This is a genomic window from Mycobacterium alsense (genome assembly GCF_002086635.1).
GTDB lineage: Bacteria > Actinomycetota > Actinomycetes > Mycobacteriales > Mycobacteriaceae > Mycobacterium > Mycobacterium alsense.
The window spans coordinates 1-17,370 of sequence record NZ_MVHD01000058.1 but is presented as its reverse complement, the minus strand read 5'-3'; the positions used below and the strand labels follow the sequence as shown (position 1 = coordinate 17,370).

At 70.3% G+C, this 17,370-nt stretch carries 18 protein-coding genes, 1 tRNA gene and 2 pseudogenes; 14 read left to right on the top strand and 7 right to left on the bottom strand.

Annotation, left to right across the window (positions count from 1 at the left end):
- Window positions 1-13: 13 nt before the first annotated feature.
- The 8 genes from ftsQ (at window position 14) to BST11_RS22995 (ending at window position 6,449) form a co-directional block, all read left to right on the top strand.
- Window positions 14-889, top strand: a complete 876-nt coding sequence (gene ftsQ, locus BST11_RS23030; RefSeq protein ID WP_244897755.1) for a cell division protein FtsQ — start codon at window positions 14-16, stop codon at window positions 887-889.
- A 235-nt stretch (window positions 890-1,124) separates the two neighbouring features.
- Window positions 1,125-2,273, top strand: a complete 1,149-nt coding sequence (ftsZ, locus tag BST11_RS23025) for a cell division protein FtsZ (protein WP_067316836.1) — start codon at window positions 1,125-1,127, stop codon at window positions 2,271-2,273.
- A gap of 90 nt (window positions 2,274-2,363) precedes the next feature.
- Window positions 2,364-3,083, top strand: a complete 720-nt coding sequence (pgeF, locus tag BST11_RS23020) for a peptidoglycan editing factor PgeF (RefSeq protein WP_211284768.1) — start codon at window positions 2,364-2,366, stop codon at window positions 3,081-3,083.
- A 4-nt stretch (window positions 3,084-3,087) separates the two neighbouring features.
- A complete protein-coding gene (locus tag BST11_RS23015; RefSeq protein WP_083140470.1) occupies window positions 3,088-3,882 on the top strand; it encodes a YggS family pyridoxal phosphate-dependent enzyme in 795 nt (264 codons plus the stop codon).
- Between the two features lie 66 nt (window positions 3,883-3,948).
- On the top strand, window positions 3,949-4,587 hold the full coding sequence (locus BST11_RS23010; protein WP_067316806.1) for a cell division protein SepF: 639 nt from the start codon (window positions 3,949-3,951) through the stop codon (window positions 4,585-4,587).
- A 126-nt stretch (window positions 4,588-4,713) separates the two neighbouring features.
- Window positions 4,714-5,004 carry a YggT family protein gene (locus tag BST11_RS23005; protein ID WP_083140468.1) on the top strand — a complete coding sequence of 97 codons (291 nt, stop codon included), beginning with the start codon at window positions 4,714-4,716 and terminating at the stop codon, window positions 5,002-5,004.
- 236 nt (window positions 5,005-5,240) lie between these two features.
- A complete protein-coding gene (gene wag31, locus BST11_RS23000; protein ID WP_067316801.1) occupies window positions 5,241-6,032 on the top strand; it encodes a DivIVA-like cell division protein Wag31 in 792 nt (263 codons plus the stop codon).
- An 87-nt stretch (window positions 6,033-6,119) separates the two neighbouring features.
- Window positions 6,120-6,449, top strand: a complete 330-nt coding sequence (locus BST11_RS22995) for a hypothetical protein (RefSeq protein ID WP_083140466.1) — start codon at window positions 6,120-6,122, stop codon at window positions 6,447-6,449.
- Window positions 6,450-6,453: 4 nt separating this feature from the next.
- Here BST11_RS22995 and BST11_RS22990 read toward each other — a convergent pair.
- Together BST11_RS22990 and BST11_RS22985 are read right to left on the bottom strand one after the other, a co-directional pair.
- Window positions 6,454-7,146, bottom strand: a pseudogene (locus tag BST11_RS22990) (phosphoribosyltransferase); the annotation flags it as partial.
- Window positions 7,147-7,248: 102 nt separating this feature from the next.
- Window positions 7,249-7,334 (bottom strand) — tRNA-Leu (locus BST11_RS22985).
- A gap of 164 nt (window positions 7,335-7,498) precedes the next feature.
- On the opposite strand from BST11_RS22985, the gene BST11_RS22980 reads away from it, so the two are divergent.
- Together BST11_RS22980 and BST11_RS22975 are read left to right on the top strand one after the other, a co-directional pair.
- Complete coding sequence (locus BST11_RS22980; RefSeq protein WP_067316793.1) at window positions 7,499-8,854, top strand: M20/M25/M40 family metallo-hydrolase; 1,356 nt, start codon at window positions 7,499-7,501, stop codon at window positions 8,852-8,854.
- A 26-nt stretch (window positions 8,855-8,880) separates the two neighbouring features.
- Entirely contained in the window at window positions 8,881-9,411 is a 531-nt protein-coding gene (locus BST11_RS22975; protein WP_067316790.1) for a YbhB/YbcL family Raf kinase inhibitor-like protein, read from the top strand.
- 46 nt (window positions 9,412-9,457) lie between these two features.
- Here the strand turns inward: BST11_RS22975 and BST11_RS29015 are convergent, their stop codons facing one another.
- The 4 genes from BST11_RS29015 to BST11_RS22955 all read right to left on the bottom strand — a co-directional run bounded on the left by BST11_RS29015 (window position 9,458) and on the right by BST11_RS22955 (window position 14,121).
- On the bottom strand, window positions 9,458-11,497 hold the full coding sequence (locus BST11_RS29015) for a PE family protein (RefSeq protein ID WP_083140462.1): 2,040 nt from the start codon (window positions 11,495-11,497) through the stop codon (window positions 9,458-9,460).
- A 214-nt stretch (window positions 11,498-11,711) separates the two neighbouring features.
- On the bottom strand, window positions 11,712-12,803 hold the full coding sequence (locus BST11_RS22965; protein ID WP_169834951.1) for a quinone-dependent dihydroorotate dehydrogenase: 1,092 nt from the start codon (window positions 12,801-12,803) through the stop codon (window positions 11,712-11,714).
- A gap of 2 nt (window positions 12,804-12,805) precedes the next feature.
- Window positions 12,806-13,060, bottom strand: a complete 255-nt coding sequence (locus tag BST11_RS22960; protein WP_083140460.1) for a DUF5703 family protein — start codon at window positions 13,058-13,060, stop codon at window positions 12,806-12,808.
- Window positions 13,057-14,121 carry a hypothetical protein gene (locus tag BST11_RS22955; protein ID WP_372509722.1) on the bottom strand — a complete coding sequence of 355 codons (1,065 nt, stop codon included), beginning with the start codon at window positions 14,119-14,121 and terminating at the stop codon, window positions 13,057-13,059. Before BST11_RS22955 ends, BST11_RS22960 begins: the two co-directional genes overlap by 4 nt.
- A gap of 109 nt (window positions 14,122-14,230) precedes the next feature.
- On the opposite strand from BST11_RS22955, the gene BST11_RS22950 reads away from it, so the two are divergent.
- The 4 genes from BST11_RS22950 (at window position 14,231) to BST11_RS22935 (ending at window position 16,818) form a co-directional block, all read left to right on the top strand.
- Window positions 14,231-14,533, top strand: coding sequence for a hypothetical protein (locus BST11_RS22950; RefSeq protein ID WP_083140458.1), 303 nt, complete (start codon window positions 14,231-14,233; stop codon window positions 14,531-14,533).
- Between the two features lie 61 nt (window positions 14,534-14,594).
- Entirely contained in the window at window positions 14,595-15,347 is a 753-nt protein-coding gene (locus tag BST11_RS22945) for a histidine phosphatase family protein (RefSeq protein ID WP_083140456.1), read from the top strand.
- Between the two features lie 84 nt (window positions 15,348-15,431).
- Entirely contained in the window at window positions 15,432-16,019 is a 588-nt protein-coding gene (locus BST11_RS22940) for a DUF3090 domain-containing protein (RefSeq protein WP_083140454.1), read from the top strand.
- Window positions 16,003-16,818 carry an SCO1664 family protein gene (locus BST11_RS22935; protein ID WP_083140452.1) on the top strand — a complete coding sequence of 272 codons (816 nt, stop codon included), beginning with the start codon at window positions 16,003-16,005 and terminating at the stop codon, window positions 16,816-16,818. Before BST11_RS22940 ends, BST11_RS22935 begins: the two co-directional genes overlap by 17 nt.
- Before the next feature lie 71 nt (window positions 16,819-16,889).
- On the opposite strand, the pseudogene BST11_RS27690 reads toward BST11_RS22935, so the two are convergent.
- Window positions 16,890-17,370: pseudogene (locus BST11_RS27690) on the bottom strand (PE family protein); the annotation flags it as partial.

Genomic DNA, 17,370 nt, shown 5'->3' with positions numbered 1-17,370 from the left:
CTCCGCCGACAGCGTGATCACCGAGCCGCTCGCGACGGGCGATCAGGAGGCGCCGCAGGCCGATCAGGCCGATTTCGAGGGGCCGCGCCGGCGCGCCCGCCGCGAGCGCGCCGAGCGCCGGGCCGCCCAGGCCCGCGCCAGGGCCATCGAGGAGGCCCGCCGCGAGGCCAAGCGCCGCGCCAGCGGCCGCATCGTCGCCCAGCCGAAACGCCCCGCGCGCGGCGTCGTGCGGGGCCTGAAGATGCTGCTGGTCAGCGTGGTGGTGGCCATCGTCGGGGTCGGGCTGGGGCTGGTCCTCTACTTCACGCCCGCCATGTCGGCGCGCAACATCGTCGTCACCGGGACCGGGTCGGTCACGCGCGAGGAGGTGCTCGACGCCGCCCGGGTGCGCCCCGGGACACCGCTGCTGCAGATCAACACCAACCAGGTCGCCGAACGCGTGGCGGCGATCCGTCGGGTCGCCAGCGCCCGGGTGCAACGCCAGTACCCGTCGGCCCTGCGCATCACCATCGTCGAGCGAGTCCCGTTGGTGGTCAAGGACTTTCCCGACGGGCCACACCTGTTCGACCGCGACGGCGTCGACTTCGCGACCGCGCCGCCGCCACCCGCGCTGCCCTACATCGACGTGGACGATCCCGGGCCGAGCGACCCGGCGACCAAGGCCGCGCTGCAGGTGCTGACCGCCCTGCGCCCCGAAGTCTCGGACCAGGTGGGCCGGATCGCGGCGCCGTCGGTCGCCTCGATCACCCTCACCCTGAACGACGGGCGGGTGGTGATCTGGGGGACCACCGACCGCACCGAGGAGAAGGCCGAAAAGCTGGCCGCGCTGCTCACGCAGCCGGGGAAGACCTACGACGTCTCCAGCCCCGACCTGCCGACGGTGAAGTAGTCCTCGAAGTCGCCCCGCGAACGGCGCGACCGCACCCGCGTGCGATTCGACACGAAAAAATTTGCGCGCCGCGCGTCGGCGCGCCTGCCGGGTTAGGGCGCGCGGTGCCCCTACCGTTCTGGTTGCGCGGAACTACTTGACATAACTCTAACTCTATGGTTGAGGTTGAGGGTTTGCAGGGACTGCTCAAGGGGCCGCCAACGTGAGCCGATCCCACCAGGGAGGAAGACGAATGATGACCCCCCCGCACAACTACCTCGCCGTCATCAAGGTCGTGGGTATCGGTGGCGGCGGCGTCAACGCCGTCAACCGGATGATCGAGCAGGGCCTCAAGGGCGTCGAGTTCATCGCCATCAACACCGACGCGCAGGCGCTGCTGATGAGCGACGCCGACGTCAAGCTCGACGTCGGCCGCGACTCCACGCGCGGGCTGGGCGCCGGCGCCGACCCCGAGGTCGGTCGCAGGGCCGCCGAGGACGCCAAGGACGAGATCGAGGAGCTGCTGCGCGGCGCGGACATGGTGTTCGTCACCGCCGGCGAGGGCGGCGGGACCGGCACCGGCGGTGCGCCCGTCGTCGCCAGCATCGCCCGCAAGCTGGGCGCGCTGACCGTCGGCGTCGTCACCCGGCCGTTCTCCTTCGAGGGCAAGCGGCGCGGCAACCAGGCCGAAGCCGGGATCGCCGCGCTGCGGGAGAGCTGCGACACGCTGATCGTGATCCCCAACGACCGGCTGCTGCAGATGGGCGACGCGGCGGTGTCGCTGATGGACGCGTTCCGCAGCGCCGACGAGGTGCTGCTCAACGGGGTGCAGGGCATCACCGACCTGATCACCACCCCCGGGCTGATCAACGTCGACTTCGCCGACGTCAAGGGCATCATGTCCGGCGCGGGCACCGCGCTGATGGGCATCGGGTCGGCCCGCGGCGAGGGCCGATCGCTCAAGGCCGCCGAGATCGCCATCAACTCGCCGCTGCTGGAGGCCTCGATGGAGGGCGCCCAGGGCGTGCTGATGTCGATCGCCGGCGGCAGCGACCTGGGCCTCTTCGAGATCAACGAGGCCGCCTCGCTGGTCCAGGACGCCGCCCACCAGGACGCCAACATCATCTTCGGCACCGTCATCGACGACTCGCTGGGCGACGAGGTGCGCGTCACGGTCATCGCGGCGGGCTTCGAGGCCACCGGGCCCGGCCGCAAGCCGGTCGTCGGCGGCGCCGGGGAGAAGACCGGCGCGCATCGCATCGAGTCGGCCAAGGCCGGCAAGCTCTCCTCGACGCTGTTCGAGCCCGCCGACGCCGTCAGCGTGCCGGTGCACACCAACGGCTCGACGCTGAACATCGGCGGCGACGACGACGACGTCGACGTGCCGCCGTTCATGCGCCGCTAGGATCTCGGTTTGCTTGCCAGTGCGCGACAAACCGGCCGCGCCCGAACGTCGCTGCCGCCTGGCGCGCAACCGAATCCGGATACTGGCCATGTGAGCTTTCGCATCCGGCGGGTGACCACCACCCGCGCGGGCGGCGTCTCGGCGCCGCCGTTCGACACCTTCAACCTGGGCGACCACGTCGGCGACGACCCGGCCGCGGTGGCCGCCAACCGCGCCCGGCTGGCCGGCGCGCTCGGCCTCGGTGAAAAGGGGGGCGCCGACCGGGTGGTGTGGATGAACCAGATTCACGGCGATCGCGTCGCGGTGGTCAAACGGCCGCGCCACAAGGCGGTCGACGACACCGACGCCTTGGTGACCACCACCCCGCGGCTCGCGCTGGCGGTGGTGACCGCCGACTGCGTGCCGGTGTTGCTGGCCGACGCGCGCGCCGGCGTGGTCGCCGCGGTGCACGCCGGGCGCGTCGGTGCGCAGCGCGGCGTGGTGGCCCGCGCCCTGGAGACGATGCTGTCGCTGGGCGCGCACGCCGACGACGTCTCGGCCCTGCTCGGGCCGGCGGTCAGCGGGAGCAACTACGAGGTGCCGGCCGCGATGGCCGACGAGGTCGAGGCGGCGCTGCCCGGCAGCCGCACCACCACCGCCGCCGGCACCCCCGGGCTCGACCTGCGCGCCGGAATCGCTTGCCAGCTCCGCGATTTGGGCGTCACGGCCGTCGACGTCGATCCGCGTTGCACGGTGGCCGACCCGGCGCTGTTCAGTCATCGCCGCGCCGCGCCGACGGGGCGGTTGGCCTCGCTGATCTGGATGGAGTGATCGCATGGCGGGGGACGCGCCGGGCCAGCGGGTCCAGGCGGAGCAGGGTGAGCGCGAATCGGAATTGACCCGCGCGCTGGCCGCCGTGCGATCGCGGCTTGCGGCGGCCGCGGAAGCGGTGGGCCGCAATGTCAGCGAAATTGAACTTCTCCCCATTACCAAATTCTTTCCAGCAACCGATGTGGCGATTTTGTCTCGATTGGGTTGTCGCTGCGTTGGCGAATCCCGGGATCAGGAAGCGGCGGCGAAGGTCGCCGAAGTCGCCCGGTTGGCCAGCAGTTCGGAACGGCCGGACTTGCGGAATTTGCAGTGGCACATGGTCGGCAGGATTCAGCGGAACAAGGCGCGGTCGCTGGCGCGGTGGGCGCACACGGCGCACTCGATCGACAGCACGCGCCTGGTGACCGCGCTCGACCGCGCGGTGTCGGCGGCGCTGGCCGAGGACCACCGGCAGGAGCCGCTGCGCGTCTACGTCGAGGTCAGCCTCGACGGCGACGTGTCGCGCGGCGGCGTCGACATCACCGAGCCCGGGGCCGTGGATCGGGTCTGCGCGCAGGTCGAGGAGTCGAAGAGCCTCCGGCTGCTCGGCCTGATGGGCATCCCGCCGCTGGACTGGGATCCCGAGCGGGCCTTTGACCTGCTGCGATCCGAGCACCGCCGGGTGCTCGAGTCGCACCCGGACGCGGTGGGTCTGTCCGCGGGCATGTCAAACGATCTGGAAATGGCCGTCAAACATGGTTCGACATGTGTGCGTGTCGGTACCGCGCTATTGGGTCCGCGGCGGTTACCGTCACCGTGAGTAGTCACTGTAGTAACACCTTCATCACAGACACCAATACTCCCAGGGCCTAGAAGGGTTTACGCGATGAGCACACTGCACAAGGTCAAGGCCTACTTCGGTATGGCTCCGATGGAGGACTACGACGACGAGTACTACGACGACCGCGCCCCCTCCCGCGGGTTCCCCCGCCCGCGGTTCGACGACGGATACGGCCGCTACGACGGGCGCGACTACGACGACCGGGAGCCGGCCGACTACCCGCCGCCCGGAGGCTACCGCGGCGGTTACCCCGAGGAGCCGCGCTACGGCTCGGTGCATCCCCGCGAGTTCGACCGGCCCGAGATGAGCCGCCCGCGGTTCGGGTCGTGGCTGCGCAACTCCACCCGCGGCGCGCTGGCGATGGACCCGCGCCGGATGGCGATGCTGTTCGAGGAGGGCAGCCCGCTGTCAAAGATCACGACGCTGCGGCCCAAGGACTACAGCGAGGCGCGCACCATCGGCGAGCGCTTCCGGGACGGCACCCCGGTCATCATGGACCTGGTGTCGATGGACAACGCCGACGCGAAGCGGCTCGTCGACTTCGCGGCCGGCCTGGCCTTCGCTTTGCGCGGATCGTTCGACAAGGTGGCGACCAAGGTGTTCCTGCTGTCGCCCGCCGACGTCGACGTCTCGCCGGAGGAGCGTCGTCGCATCGCCGAAACCGGCTTTTACGCTTACCAATAGCCAGGCGCGTTCGGCCGCACCGCAGGAGGTGCATGGCCGCACCCCGGAGTCGGTACGCTAGCGGATGCCGCCCGCAGGTCGGCGGCTGACTTACGCGTCATCCTCATCGGTAAGGTCGGGGCTTCTCTGGTGGTGTTCTTTCAGGTCCTTGGGTTTGCGCTGTTCATCTTCTGGCTGCTGCTCATCGCCCGGGTCGTCGTCGAGTTCATCCGCTCGTTCAGCCGCGACTGGCACCCGACCGGCCCGACCGTGGTGGTCCTCGAGATCATCATGTCGATCACCGACCCGCCGGTGAAACTGCTGCGCCGGCTGATCCCGCAGCTCACCATCGGGGCGGTGCGCTTCGACCTGTCGATCATGGTGCTGCTGCTGGTCGCGTTCATCGGCATGCAGCTGGCGTTCAGCGCGGCGGCGTGAGCCCCCGCGAGCCGGGAGACGGTTCGGCCACGCTTTAGTGTCGGTTCGGCGGCCGCGATTTAAAATTTTTAAGGGTTTGGATTTTATTGGTCTTAGTGTGTGAAATTGGTTCTTATTTATTGGCCTAATCGGCTACCGCCGAGTCTGGTGTGACAGGATGGACGGCAGTTGCACGCCGGCAACCACTCCGTTCTACACTTTCCAGATCGTTTGACAGGAACTCGAGGGGACGAACAATGCCGCTTACACCCGCCGACGTCCACAATGTGGCGTTCAGTAAGCCGCCGATCGGCAAGCGCGGTTACAACGAAGACGAGGTCGACGCCTTCCTCGACCTGGTGGAAAACGAGCTGACGCGGCTCATCGAGGAGAACTCGGATCTGCGCCAACGGATCGAGGAGCTCGACCGCGAGCTGGCCGCGGCCGGGGGCGGCGGCGCGGCGCAGCCGACCCAGGCGATCCCGACCTTCGAGCCCGAGCCCGAGCCGGTCAAGCCGGCCGCGGCGCCGGCGCCCGCCGCGCAGGGCACCAACGAGGAGCAGGCCATGAAGGCCGCTCGCGTGCTGAGCCTGGCCCAGGACACCGCCGACCGGCTCACCAGCACCGCCAAGGCCGAGTCCGACAAGATGCTGGCCGATGCGCGCGCCAACGCCGACCAGATCCTCAGCGAGGCCCGCCACACCGCCGAGACCACGGTCGCCGAGGCCCGGCAGCGCGCCGACACGATGCTGGCCGACGCCCAGAGCCGGTCGGAGACCCAGCTGCGCCAGGCGCAGGAGAAGGCCGACGCCCTGCAGGCCGACGCCGAACGCAAGCACTCCGAGATCATGGGAACCATCAACCAGCAGCGCACCGTGCTGGAGGGCCGCCTCGAGCAGCTGCGCACCTTCGAGCGCGAGTACCGCACCCGCCTGAAGACCTACCTGGAATCCCAACTCGAAGAACTCGGGCAACGTGGCTCGGCGGCACCGGTGGACTCCAGCGCCGACGCCGGTGGCTTCGACCAATTCAACCGGGGGAACAACTAGCCCGGCACGGTGGGTTCGCCAAGGCTCGATCGGCACACTAACCTGCACTAGACCCGGCAGTCCCGCTCGTCGCCTGGAGGATGACCGATGCTGATCATTGCGCTGGTACTCGCCCTCATCGGGCTGATCGCGTTGGTGTTCGCGGTCGTGACCAGCAACGAGCTCGTCGCCTGGGTGTGCATCGCCGCCAGCGTTTTGGGGGTGGTGCTGTTGATCATCGACGCGCTGCGGGAGCGCCAGCGTCGTGACGCGGGCGCCGAGGCGGACGCGGACGAGGAACTCGAAGACGCCGAGGACGCGGACGCCGCGGTTGACTACCCCGAGGAGGTCCACGACGAGGAAGAGCGTCCGGCGGCCGAATCCGGTGAGCCCGGCGCGGAATCCGAGGACGAGCAGGTCGACGACCGGGCGAAGTGATCGTTCAGCGGGTCGGCGTGTTCAGCAGCTCGCGCACCTCGTCGTCGCTGACCTGGTGGAAGTCGGCGTAGACCTGCCCGACGGCTTCGAACCCGGGCGGCATGGTGACGCACACCACGTCGTCGGCCTCCTCGCCGAGCTCGCGGCAGGTTGACGGGGGTCCGACCGGCACCGCGACGACGATCGACCGCGGGCCCGCCGCCCGCAGGGCGCGCACGGCGGCCAGCATGCTGGCGCCGGTGGCGATGCCGTCGTCGACCAGGATCACGGTCTTGTCGCGGAGGTCGGGGAAGGGGCGCCCGCCCCGGTAGGCCTGCTCGCGCCGGTCGAGCTCGGCGGTCTCGCTGGCGATCACCTCGCGCACCTGCTCGTCGGTGATCTGCAGGCTGGAAACGACGTTGTCGTTCATGACGAGCCCGCCCCCGCTGGCCACCGCGCCCATCGCGAGCTCCGACCACCGCGGCACCCCGAGCTTGCGGACCAGGAACACGTCCAGCGGCGCGTGCAGCGCGGCGGCGACTTCCCACGCGACGGGGACGCCGCCGCGCGCCAGCCCGAGGACCAGCACGCCATCCTTGTCGCGGTAGGCGGCCAGCTGCTCGGCCAGCACGCGACCGGCCTCGCGGCGGTCGCGGAACGTGCGCGTCGCCGTTCGCCGGAGGAAGCCGCTCGGTGGGTTCATGCGTCGCGTTCCAGGTTACGACCCCCGCGCCGTGGGCGTCGAACGTCGAGTCGTTGCGAGCGGAACGGGAAATCCCGCAAGAAGTCGACTCTCGGCGAAAAAACCCCAAAATCGTTGTGTCCGAGGGGGGACTTGAACCCCCACGCCCATTAGTAGGGCACTAGCACCTCAAGCTAGCGCGTCTGCCATTCCGCCACTCGGACCTAGACCAACCACATGGGCTGGCAGCTAAGGCTATCGGATCGCTCCGCGCGGACCCAACCCAGCTCGCCGACGATGCGGCCCGCGAGGCGGGCCGCTGAGGAGGCGGGCAAGTCGAGCACAGCTGCCCGACGGTCCGGACCCCACAGTGGTAGGAAAGGTGGTTGTGACGACCGAGAGCGGGGCGACCGAGCAATCGACCAATCCCGGCGACGACGTGGTCGAGGTCGTCAGCAGGTTGATCCGGTTCGACACCACCAACACCGGCGAGCCCGAGACCACCCGGGGCGAGGCCGAATGCGCCCACTGGGTCGCCGAGCAGCTCGCCGAGGTCGGCTATCAAACCGAGTATCTCGAGTCCGGTGCGCCCGGGCGGGGCAACGTGTTCGCCCGCCTCGAGGGGGCGGACCGCTCGCGCGGGGCGCTGCTGATCCACGGGCACCTCGACGTGGTCCCGGCCGAGCCCGCCGAGTGGACCGTGCACCCGTTCTCGGGGGCCATCCAGGACGGCTTCGTGTGGGGCCGCGGCGCGGTGGACATGAAGGACATGGTCGGCATGATGATCGTGGTCGCCCGGCAGCTGAAGCAGGCCGGCATCGTGCCGCCCCGCGATTTGGTGTTCGCGTTCCTCGCCGACGAGGAACACGGCGGCCACTACGGGGGACAGTGGCTGATCGACAACCGGCCCGACCTGTTCGAGGGGGTCACGGAGGCGATCGGCGAGGTGGGCGGGTTCTCGCTGACCGTGCCGCGGCGGGACGGCGGCGAACGGCGGCTGTATTTGATCGAGACGGCGGAGAAGGGGCTGTCGTGGATGCGGCTGACCGCCCGCGGCCCGGCCGGGCACGGTTCGATGGTGCACGAGAAGAACGCCGTCACGGCCGTCGCCGAGGCGGTCGCCCGCCTGGGGCGCCACCAATTCCCGCTCGTGGTGACCGACACCGTCGCGCAGTTTTTGGCGGTCGTGAGCGAGGAGACGGGGCTGACGTTCGACACCGAGTCCGGCGACCTGGCGGGAACGATCGAGAAGCTGGGCCCGGCGGCCCGCATGCTCAAGGCCGTGCTGCACGACACCGCCAACCCGACGATGCTCAAGGCCGGGTACAAGGCCAACGTCATCCCCGGCACGGCCGAGGCCGTGGTCGACTGCCGCATCCTGCCGGGCCGCAAGGCGGCGTTCGAGGCCGAGGTCGACGAGCTGATCGGGCCCGACGTGACGCGCGAGTGGATCAAGGATTTCTCGTCGTATGAGACCGCTTTCGACGGGGACCTGGTCGACGCCATGAACGCCGCCGTGCTGGCGGTCGATCCCGACGGTCGGACGGTGCCTTACATGCTTTCCGGCGGCACCGACGCGAAAGCCTTCGCGCGCTTGGGCATTCGCTGCTTCGGCTTCAGCCCGCTGCGGCTGCCGCCGGACCTGGATTTCAGCGCGCTGTTCCATGGGGTCGACGAACGGGTACCCATCGACGCACTGAGGTTCGGCGCCGACGTGCTGGCGCATTTCCTGACACACTGCTAACCGACAACAACACGAGAGGATCGTTCATGAGCTCGCCGTCCGACCCGTACGACGCGCTGCCCAAGCTTCCGTCGTTCAAGCTGACGTCCAACTCGATCACCAACGGTCAGCCGCTGGCCAGCCCGCAGATCAGCGGGATCATGGGCGCCGGCGGGGAGGACGTCAGCCCGCAGCTGAGCTGGTCGGGGTTCCCGGAGGAGACCCGCAGCTTCGCGGTCACCGTCTACGACCCGGACGCCCCGACGCTGTCCGGGTTCTGGCACTGGGCGGTGGCCAACCTGCCCGCCGACGTCACCGAGTTGCCCGACAACGCCGGCGACGGCCGCGAGCTGCCGGGCGGCGCCCTGACGTTGGTCAACGACGCCGGGATGCGCCGCTACGTCGGGGCCGCGCCGCCGCCGGGCCACGGGCCGCACCGTTACTACGTCGCGGTGCACGCCGTCGACGTCGACAAGCTCGACCTGCCCGAGGACGCCAGCCCGGCCTTCCTGGGATTCAACCTGTTTCAGCACGCGATCGCGCGGGCCTACATCTACGGCACCTACGAGCAGACGTAGGGGATCACCCCGCCGAATCGTGGCGCGGCTGTGCGTGGCCCCTAGCTCAGGGGGGGGTGATCGCTTGGGCGATCGCCTCTGGGATCGTGTTGAACAGCGTCGGGAAGAGGCCCCCGAATTGCGTGCCGCCGAGGGTGGCGTTGATGGGGACCGTTATGCCCGCCACGCCGGCCGGGATGGTGACCGTCAGCGGTTCGGGCGGCGTGAGAAGCCCGTCGAAGGGGACGTGTGCCACGGCCGGTACGACCAAAGTGCCCAGCCCCGCCTTCGACACGGCGATGGGGAGCGGCAGGTCCACCAGGAGCTGGCCGTTGAGGAAGCCGTTCATCGCGTAGGCGGGCATATCCCCGATCGCGTTCAGCATTCCCAGCACGTTGCCGGTCTGAGCCGCGGCACCGAAGGCCGTTGCGCCCTGGGCGATTCCGTTCGCCATCGCGAACGGCGGGCCCAGTATCGCGAAGCCCAGCTGAAGCGGCAGGCCGAAGATGGCGGCGCCGGCCAGGGTACCGCCGATGCCTACGGGGTTCAGCGTCGCACCGACGGTCAGTGCGAAGCTCGCCGTGACGTTCGCGTTGACGAGGGTGTCGATCGCGTTGGCGAAGTTGCCGACCATCATTCCGGGGATGGACCCGTGCGGGACCAGGCTCGCCAGCCCCACCGGCTGCTGCCCGAGGGCGGTCAGGATGGGGAGCAACTCGGCGGCCGGGCCCTCCAGCCCGACCGGACCCGCGATGGTGACCTGGAATTCCGGTGGGAAGAGGTTGTCGACCTTGCCGCCGATCGCCAACTGGCTGGTGTCGAATCCCGTGATGAACAGATCGATCGGGGCATGCGCCGCGGCCTGCACCGCGCCGAAGTAATCGCCCGCCAGGATCGCCTGGCCGGCCAGAGCCATGTCGTTGCTGGCGGTGGGAATCGTCAGCTGGAGATCCGTGCCCATCTTGTTCAGCGACGTGCCGACCGTCCCCCAGAAGCCGGTCGTGCCGTTGACGAAGTCCTGTCCGATGGCGGCCGGATTGAACGTCGACGCGCCCTGGAGGGCGATCTGGATGTTCGCCGGCACGTTCGCCGGGAAGCCCTGGAGGTCGGTCGCGATGCCGTTCCAGAAGATCTGCGCGTAGTGGTTCTGGTTGGCGACGATCTGATTCAGGATCGGGAACGGGTGGGCCGCGAACTGAGAGCCCATCAGGTTGAGGTTGATGACCGTGGTTTCGCCGAGGACCACCCACGGGTTGGGGGCGGGAGCCGGGCCCGGCACCCCGGGAATCAGCCCGGGCAGCAGGGAATTCAGCGCGGGCGCGAGTCCCTGCAGCAGGGGCACGTCCTGGACGAGCCCGGTGCCCACGCCCAAAAGGTTGGCCAGGGTTATGCCATTGACCAGCTCGTTGGACACGAAGTTGCCCAGGTCCAGCCCGATGCCGTTGAGGGTCGGGCCCAGCAGGGCGCCAAGGGGGCCCGAGGTCAGGCTCAAGCCCGGGGTCAGGTTGCCGAGGTTGAACGGCCCGAAGAAATCGCTCAGGGTCGGGAACGCATTGATGATCGCCGGGTTGAAGAGCAAGGAGCCGAAGCCGTTGGCGAATTGGGCTCCGATGGTGTTGAAGCCACCCAGTATCGGGCCCAACCCGCCGAGCAGCCCGCCGGTGCCCGAACCGCCGAGCAGGCCGCCGAGCAGCCCGCCGCCGCTCGAGCCGCCGCCGAGCAATCCGCCGAGCAGCCCGCCGCCGCCCGAACCGCCGCCGAGCAAGCCGCCGAGCAGGGGGTCGGTCGCGGCGGCCGCGCCGCTCGCGGTCATCGTCTGCTGCGCGTTGATCATCTCGGCGCCGAGATAGGCCGCCGCCCCATTGTTCAGGAGCTTCACGAATTCGTTGTGGAACGCCGCCGCTTGTGCGCTCAAGGCCTGGAATTGCTGGCCGTAGGAGCCGAACAACTCGGAGAGGGCGAGCGAAACGTCGTCGGCGGCCGCCGATGTGATGGCGGTCGTTTGGCCCGCCGCCGCCGCGGTGGCCTCGTGCAGTGTCGACCCGATACCCGCCAGGTTCGAGGCGGCGGCCGCGACCGTCTCCGGCGCTGTAAGAACAAACGACATCGCAGTCTCCCCTCGAAGAGTCAACCCCGTTTGCCAACTGCGCGACAACACCACACTACTGCCCAAATTTTGGCGCGCTAAACATCGGCTCGTGAACCGTTTCTAACAGCTCGTTACGGAAATGCACAAGCCTGTATTGGTCACACGTGCAAACCCTATTAGTCGACATGTGCCCAATAGGTTGTTTGCTGGCACCTTCCGGGACTGGGCCGGGCTACCCCGTCGGCCCGTGTCGGTCGGTAGCCGCGGACCCGACCGCGTCGGCCAGCGAGGCGAACCCGCCGTCGCGCAACCTGCGGGCGATGCCGTCGTGAATGCGCTTGGGCCACAAGCCCCCTGCGTAGATGAAGCCGGTGTAGCCCTGCAGCAGTGACGCGCCGGCGGTGATCCGCTCCCACGCGTCGTCGGCGGTCTCGATGCCCCCGACGCTGATCAGCGCGAGGCGGTCGCCGACGCGGGCGTAGAGCCGGCGCAGCACCTCGACGGCGCGGCGCGCCACCGGCGGCCCGGATATGCCGCCGTCGCCCAGCCCGTCGACCCCCGGGGTGCGCAGGCCGTCGCGCGACACCGTGGTGTTGGTGGCGACGATGCCCGCCAGGCCCAGCTGGACGGCCAGGTCCGCGATGTCGTCGACGTCGGAGTCGGTGAGGTCGGGGGCGATCTTCACCAGCACCGGCGTCGAGGTTTGTGCCGCCTCGGCCACGACGGCCGCCAGGATCGGCCGCAGCGATGCGACGGCCTGCAGGTCGCGCAGCCCCGGCGTGTTGGGCGAGCTGACGTTGACCACCAGGTACGCCGCCAGCGGGCTTACCAGCCGGGCGCTCGCCCGGTAGTCGGCGACGGCGTCGGCGGCGGGGGTCGCCTTCGTCTTGCCGATGTTCACGCCGATCGGCACCTCCGGCTTGTGGCGCGCGAGCCGGAGGGCCAGCGCCCCGGCGCCGTTGTTGTTGAACCCCATCCGGTTCAGCAGGGCCCGGTCGTCGGGCAGCCGGAACAGGCGGGGGGCGGGGTTGCCGGGCTGGGGCTGCGCGGTGACCGTGCCGACCTCGGCGTAGCCGAAACCCAGCGCGCCCCAGGCGAGCAGCCCCTTGCCGTCCTTGTCGAAGCCGGCGGCCAGCCCGAGCGGTCCGGGGAAGCGCACCCCGAACACCGTGCTGGCCAACGCCGGATCGCGGGGCGCGAGCCGCCGCCGCAGCAGCCGCCGTACCCAGGCCGCCGCCGTCGCGCCGCGCAGCAAGGCGAACACCAGCGTGTGGATGCGCTCGGCCGGGACAACAAAAAACAGCCGCCGTAGCAGGCCGTACACCGTCACAGTTCCGGCTGGTCGGGCCGCCGGTCGTCCAGACGAGATTTCTTGCGGCGCAAAAGGACTCGCCTGCTGCCGTCGGTGTAGAGCCGCACCCGGGTCAGTTCCCAGCCGCGGTATTCGGCCTCGATGGACAGCCGGGTCGACGCGCTGAGACGGGTCACCTCCGGCGGCAGGCGCAACGGGATCCACTCGTATTCGTCGGACATCTCGGCGTCCCAGCCCGCGGGCAGCCGGTTCCACCGCGGCGCGGTCACGGGGTGCCCGCCGCGTGCTCGATGACCTGCACGCCCGCACCCGACCCCGACACCACGTACAGGGTGCCCGACGCTTCGTCGAAAGCCAGGGAGTTCGGCTGCTGCACGGTTGGGTATCGCGCCCTTTCGACGGGGATTCCGGTTGACAGATCGTAACCAATGACGGTGTTCGACGCGGTCTGGGACACCCACGCGAGTCCATGGGATCCTGCGAGCCCGTAGGGGGCCTGCCGCACCGGGTAGGCCTGGCGCAGGATCAGCGGGTCGACCCCGTACACCAGCAGCTGTCCGCCGCGGGTGTCGGCGACCAGCACCCGGCCCAGGGGGTCGGCGGTCAGGGTGGTCGCGCCTTGCCCGGCACGCAGCGACTGCCGGACGCGGCCGTCGGCGTCGATCGTCGTCACCGAGGTCTGGCCGCGGTCCAGGACCGCCGTCGTATTCCCTTGGGCGGCAAGGGCATCCACGCGCGCGAAGATCTTGCTGCGGCTGGCGACGGTCCCGTCCGGTGCGGGCGCGGCCAGCGTGTAGACGGCGCCGTCGGCGCTGCCCAGCACCAGCCTGCCGTCGGCGCGGCGGGCGATCGCGGTGAAGTCGGAGCGCTCCGCCCCGGTGACGCTGACCCGCGCCACGTGGCCGGTCGACAGGTCGACCGAGAAGTAGCCGCCGCGGGTGGACAGGAAGGCGCTGCCGCGGCCGTCGCCGGTCAGGGCGGTCGCCGGTCCGGGCAACCGCACCGCGCGCGGCGCGGCGTGCGGGTCCCCGAATTCGGTGAGGGTGGCGGGCGCCGCCGGGTCGGCGGGGCTTTCCGGCGGGGCCAGGACGGCTAACTGGTGGGTGGTGCCGTCGAAGATTGCCGCCGTCGCGCGGGCGTCCGCCGGTCGCACCGTGCCCGCCGGCACCCGGGACACCGGCGGCGAGGCCGCCGGGCCGGCAGGATCGATCGTCGGCGGCGCGGCGTCGAGCGGATTGCTCGAGCAGCCGGCGCCGCCGACGGCCAGCGTCAGCAAAGCCAGACACACGATAAATCGGCGCTCAAACCCACCTCTAGGCCGTCGCAGCAATATTTTCCCTCGCGTCAGGAGTATGAAAATTAAATTTTAGGGAACGGTTTCGCATCCAATATGGTCATGTTGCCCACGTCGGGTCGCACTGGAGAGGTATCGTCGCGACATGACCGTCATCGCTGACCGGCATACCGCACAGAACGAGTTTGCTGTCGAGGACATATCGACAGGGATCTTCGCCAGCGGATACGGGCAAGTTGGTGATGGGCGCAGTTTTTCCTTCCACATTGAGCACCGGTCGCTCGTCGTGGAAGTTTACCGGCCGCGCCTGGCCGGGCCCGTTCCTCAGGCCGAGGACGTGGTGGCCCGGGCCGCCCGCGGCCTGGTCGACATCGACCTCACCGACGAGCGCAGCCTGACGGCGGCGGTTCGCGACGCGGTCGCGCACGCCGCGCCGGTTTCCCACTAATCGCGCTGATCGCGCCAATCGCGTCACAAGGGCGTCGCCCCTGACGGGTACGGTCGTCGTCGTGACCGTCATCCTGTTACGGCACGGCCGCTCGGCCTCGAACACCGCCGGCGTCCTGGCCGGCCGCTCGGAGGGCGTCGACCTCGACGACAAGGGGCGCGAGCAGGCCGCCGGGCTCATCGACCGCATCGGCGACCTGCCGATCCGGGCGGTGGTCAGTTCGCCGTTGCTGCGGTGCCGGCGGACGGTCCAGCCGCTCGCCGAGGCGCTGTGCCTCGAACCGCTGATCGATGACCAGCTCGCCGAGGTGGATTACGGCGACTGGACGGGCCGCAAGATCGGCGAGCTGGCCAAGGAGCCGCTGTGGCGGGTGGTCCAGGCGCATCCCAGCGCGGCGGTGTTCCCCGGCGGCGAGGGCCTGGCGCAGGTGCAGGCGCGCGCGGTCGCCGCCGTCCGCGCGCACGACCGGCGGCTGGCCGAGGAACACGGTTGCGACGCGCTGTGGGTGGCCTGCACCCACGGTGACGTCATCAAGTCGGTCGTGGCCGACGCCTACGGCATGCACCTGGATGTGTTCCAGCGCGTCACGGCCGACCCGGGCTCGGTGAGCGTGATCAGCTACACGCCGCTGAGGCCGTTCGTGTTGCACGTCAACCACACCGGCGCGCGGCTGGCCGCCGCGTTGCGGGCCGGCCCTCCGGCGAAGGAGGCCAACGGGGATGACGCTCACCGCGAGTCGAACGGCGAGGCGCCATCCGGATCGGCCGAGCCGGCGCCGTCGAGCGACGCGGTGGTCGGTGGCTCCGCGGATTGATCACACCTGATTCCGCTTGAAACGGGCGAACCGGGGCAATTCGCATCGCATGGCAACGGGGACAGCCGGTATTTTGGAGGTGCCATGGCCCGCGCAATTCACGTCTTCCGCACGCCCGACCGCTTCGTGGCCGGGACCGTTGGCGAGCCCGGCAATCGGACGTTTTACATCCAGGCCGTGGGAGATTCGCGCGTGGTGTCGGTGGTGCTGGAGAAGCAACAGGTCGCGGTGCTCGCCGAGCGCATCGGCGCCCTGCTGCTCGAGGTGAATCGCCGATTCGGCACGCCCGTTCCCCCCGAACCCGCCGAGATCGACGACCTGAACCCGTTGATCACACCGGTCGACGCGGAGTTCCGGGTCGGCACCATGGGGCTCGGCTGGGATTCGGAGGCGCAGACCGTGGTGGTCGAGCTGCTGGCCGTCACCGACGCCGAGTTCGACGCCTCGGTGGTGCTCGACGACACCGACGAGGGTCCCGACGCCGTGCGGGTGTTCCTGACGCCGGAGACGGCGCGCCAGTTCGCAACCCGCTCCAACCGTGTCATCTCGGCCGGACGCCCGCCGTGCCCGCTGTGCGACGAACCGTTGGACCCCGACGGCCACATCTGCGCGCGCACCAACGGCTACAGGCGCAGCGCGCTGCTCGGGCCGGACGATGACCTCGAAGAGTGACCGGCGTGAGGTGTTGCGGGACGGCGAGCTGACGGTCCTCGGACGCATCCGCTCGGCCAGCAACGCCACCTTCCTGTGCGAGTCGACGCTCGGCGAGTCCAGCGTGCACTGCGTCTACAAGCCGATCTCGGGTGAGGCGCCGCTGTGGGACTTTCCCGACGGGACGCTGGCCGGCCGCGAGCTGGGCGCCTACCTGGTCTCGGTGCAGATGGGCTGGAACCTGGTGCCCTACACCGTGATTCGGCACGGGCCGGCGGGGCCGGGCATGCTGCAGCTGTGGGTGGAGCAGCCCGGCGACGCCGCCGGTTCCGATCCCCGGCCTGGCCCGGACTTGGTCGACCTGTTTCCGGCCAACAGGGCGCAGGCGGGTTACCTGCCGGTGCTGCGGGCCTACGACTACCGCGGCGACGAGGTCGTCCTGATGCACGCCGACGACATCCGGTTGTGGCGGATGGCGGTCTTCGACGTGCTGATCAACAACGCCGACCGCAAGGGCGGCCACGTCCTGCGCGACGTCGACGGCCACATCTACGGCGTCGACCACGGCGTGAGCCTGCACGTCGAGGAAAAGCTGCGCACGGTGTTGTGGGGCTGGGCCGGCAAGCCGGTCGACGAGCAGATGCTCGAGGCCGTGGCCGGTCTCGCCGAGGCCCTGACCGGCGAGCTGGGCGACGAGCTGGCCGGGCACATCACCCGCGCGGAGATCGCCGCGCTGCGCGCACGCGCGCTCGCGCTGCTGGACGACCCGGTCATGCCGGGGCCCAATCGGCACCGTCCCATTCCGTGGCCGGCCTTCTAACTTCGCCGCCGCCCCCGAGGGCGGCACGTGAGACTCGTTGGGAGCGTGGGGTTTAACCCGGCCAAGCCGGGCTAGGGAGTGCCGTGGGCACCGTCCGCGCCGAACAGCAGCCCGCCCCTGCCGCCGGGGCCGCCGACCGCGACGCCCGAGCTGTTCCCGCCGTTGCCGCCGTTGCCGATCAGCTGCGCGTTGCCGCCGGCGCCACCGATGTTGCCGGCGCCGCCGCCGATGCCGGCGTCGCCGCCGCCCCCACCGTCGCCGATCAGCCCGCCAGCGCCACCGGATCCGCCCGGGCCGTTGGTGACCGCGCCCGAACCGCCGCGGCCGCCGGACCCGCCGGGGCCGTATATCCGCCCGCCGGCGCCGCCGTTGCCGCCGGTCCCGCCGTGCGGGCCGTCGCCGCCGTTGCCACCGGCCCCGCCGCCGCCGAACAGCCCGGCGCTGCCGCCGATTCCGCCGTTGCCGCCGGCTCCGTTGGGGGCGGGCGCGCTGCTGGCCGCGCCGGCGCCGCCACGGCCGCCGTTGCCGTACAACAGCCCGCCGCTGCCGCCG

Bases quoted from the DNA above. Each gene is read 5' to 3' on its own strand.
- ftsZ (WP_067316836.1), top strand. From the start codon at position 1,125: ATGACCCCCCCGCACAACTACCTCGCCGTCATCAAGGTCGTGGGTATC.
- BST11_RS23015 (WP_083140470.1), top strand. From the start codon at position 3,088: ATGGCGGGGGACGCGCCGGGCCAGCGGGTCCAGGCGGAGCAGGGTGAG.
- BST11_RS23010 (WP_067316806.1), top strand. From the start codon at position 3,949: ATGAGCACACTGCACAAGGTCAAGGCCTACTTCGGTATGGCTCCGATG.
- wag31 (WP_067316801.1), top strand. From the start codon at position 5,241: ATGCCGCTTACACCCGCCGACGTCCACAATGTGGCGTTCAGTAAGCCG.
- BST11_RS22995 (WP_083140466.1), top strand. From the start codon at position 6,120: ATGCTGATCATTGCGCTGGTACTCGCCCTCATCGGGCTGATCGCGTTG.
- BST11_RS22975 (WP_067316790.1), top strand. From the start codon at position 8,881: ATGAGCTCGCCGTCCGACCCGTACGACGCGCTGCCCAAGCTTCCGTCG.
- BST11_RS29015 (WP_083140462.1), bottom strand. From the start codon at position 11,497: ATGTCGTTTGTTCTTACAGCGCCGGAGACGGTCGCGGCCGCCGCCTCG.
- BST11_RS22950 (WP_083140458.1), top strand. From the start codon at position 14,231: ATGACCGTCATCGCTGACCGGCATACCGCACAGAACGAGTTTGCTGTC.
- BST11_RS22940 (WP_083140454.1), top strand. From the start codon at position 15,432: ATGGCCCGCGCAATTCACGTCTTCCGCACGCCCGACCGCTTCGTGGCC.
- BST11_RS22935 (WP_083140452.1), top strand. From the start codon at position 16,003: ATGACCTCGAAGAGTGACCGGCGTGAGGTGTTGCGGGACGGCGAGCTG.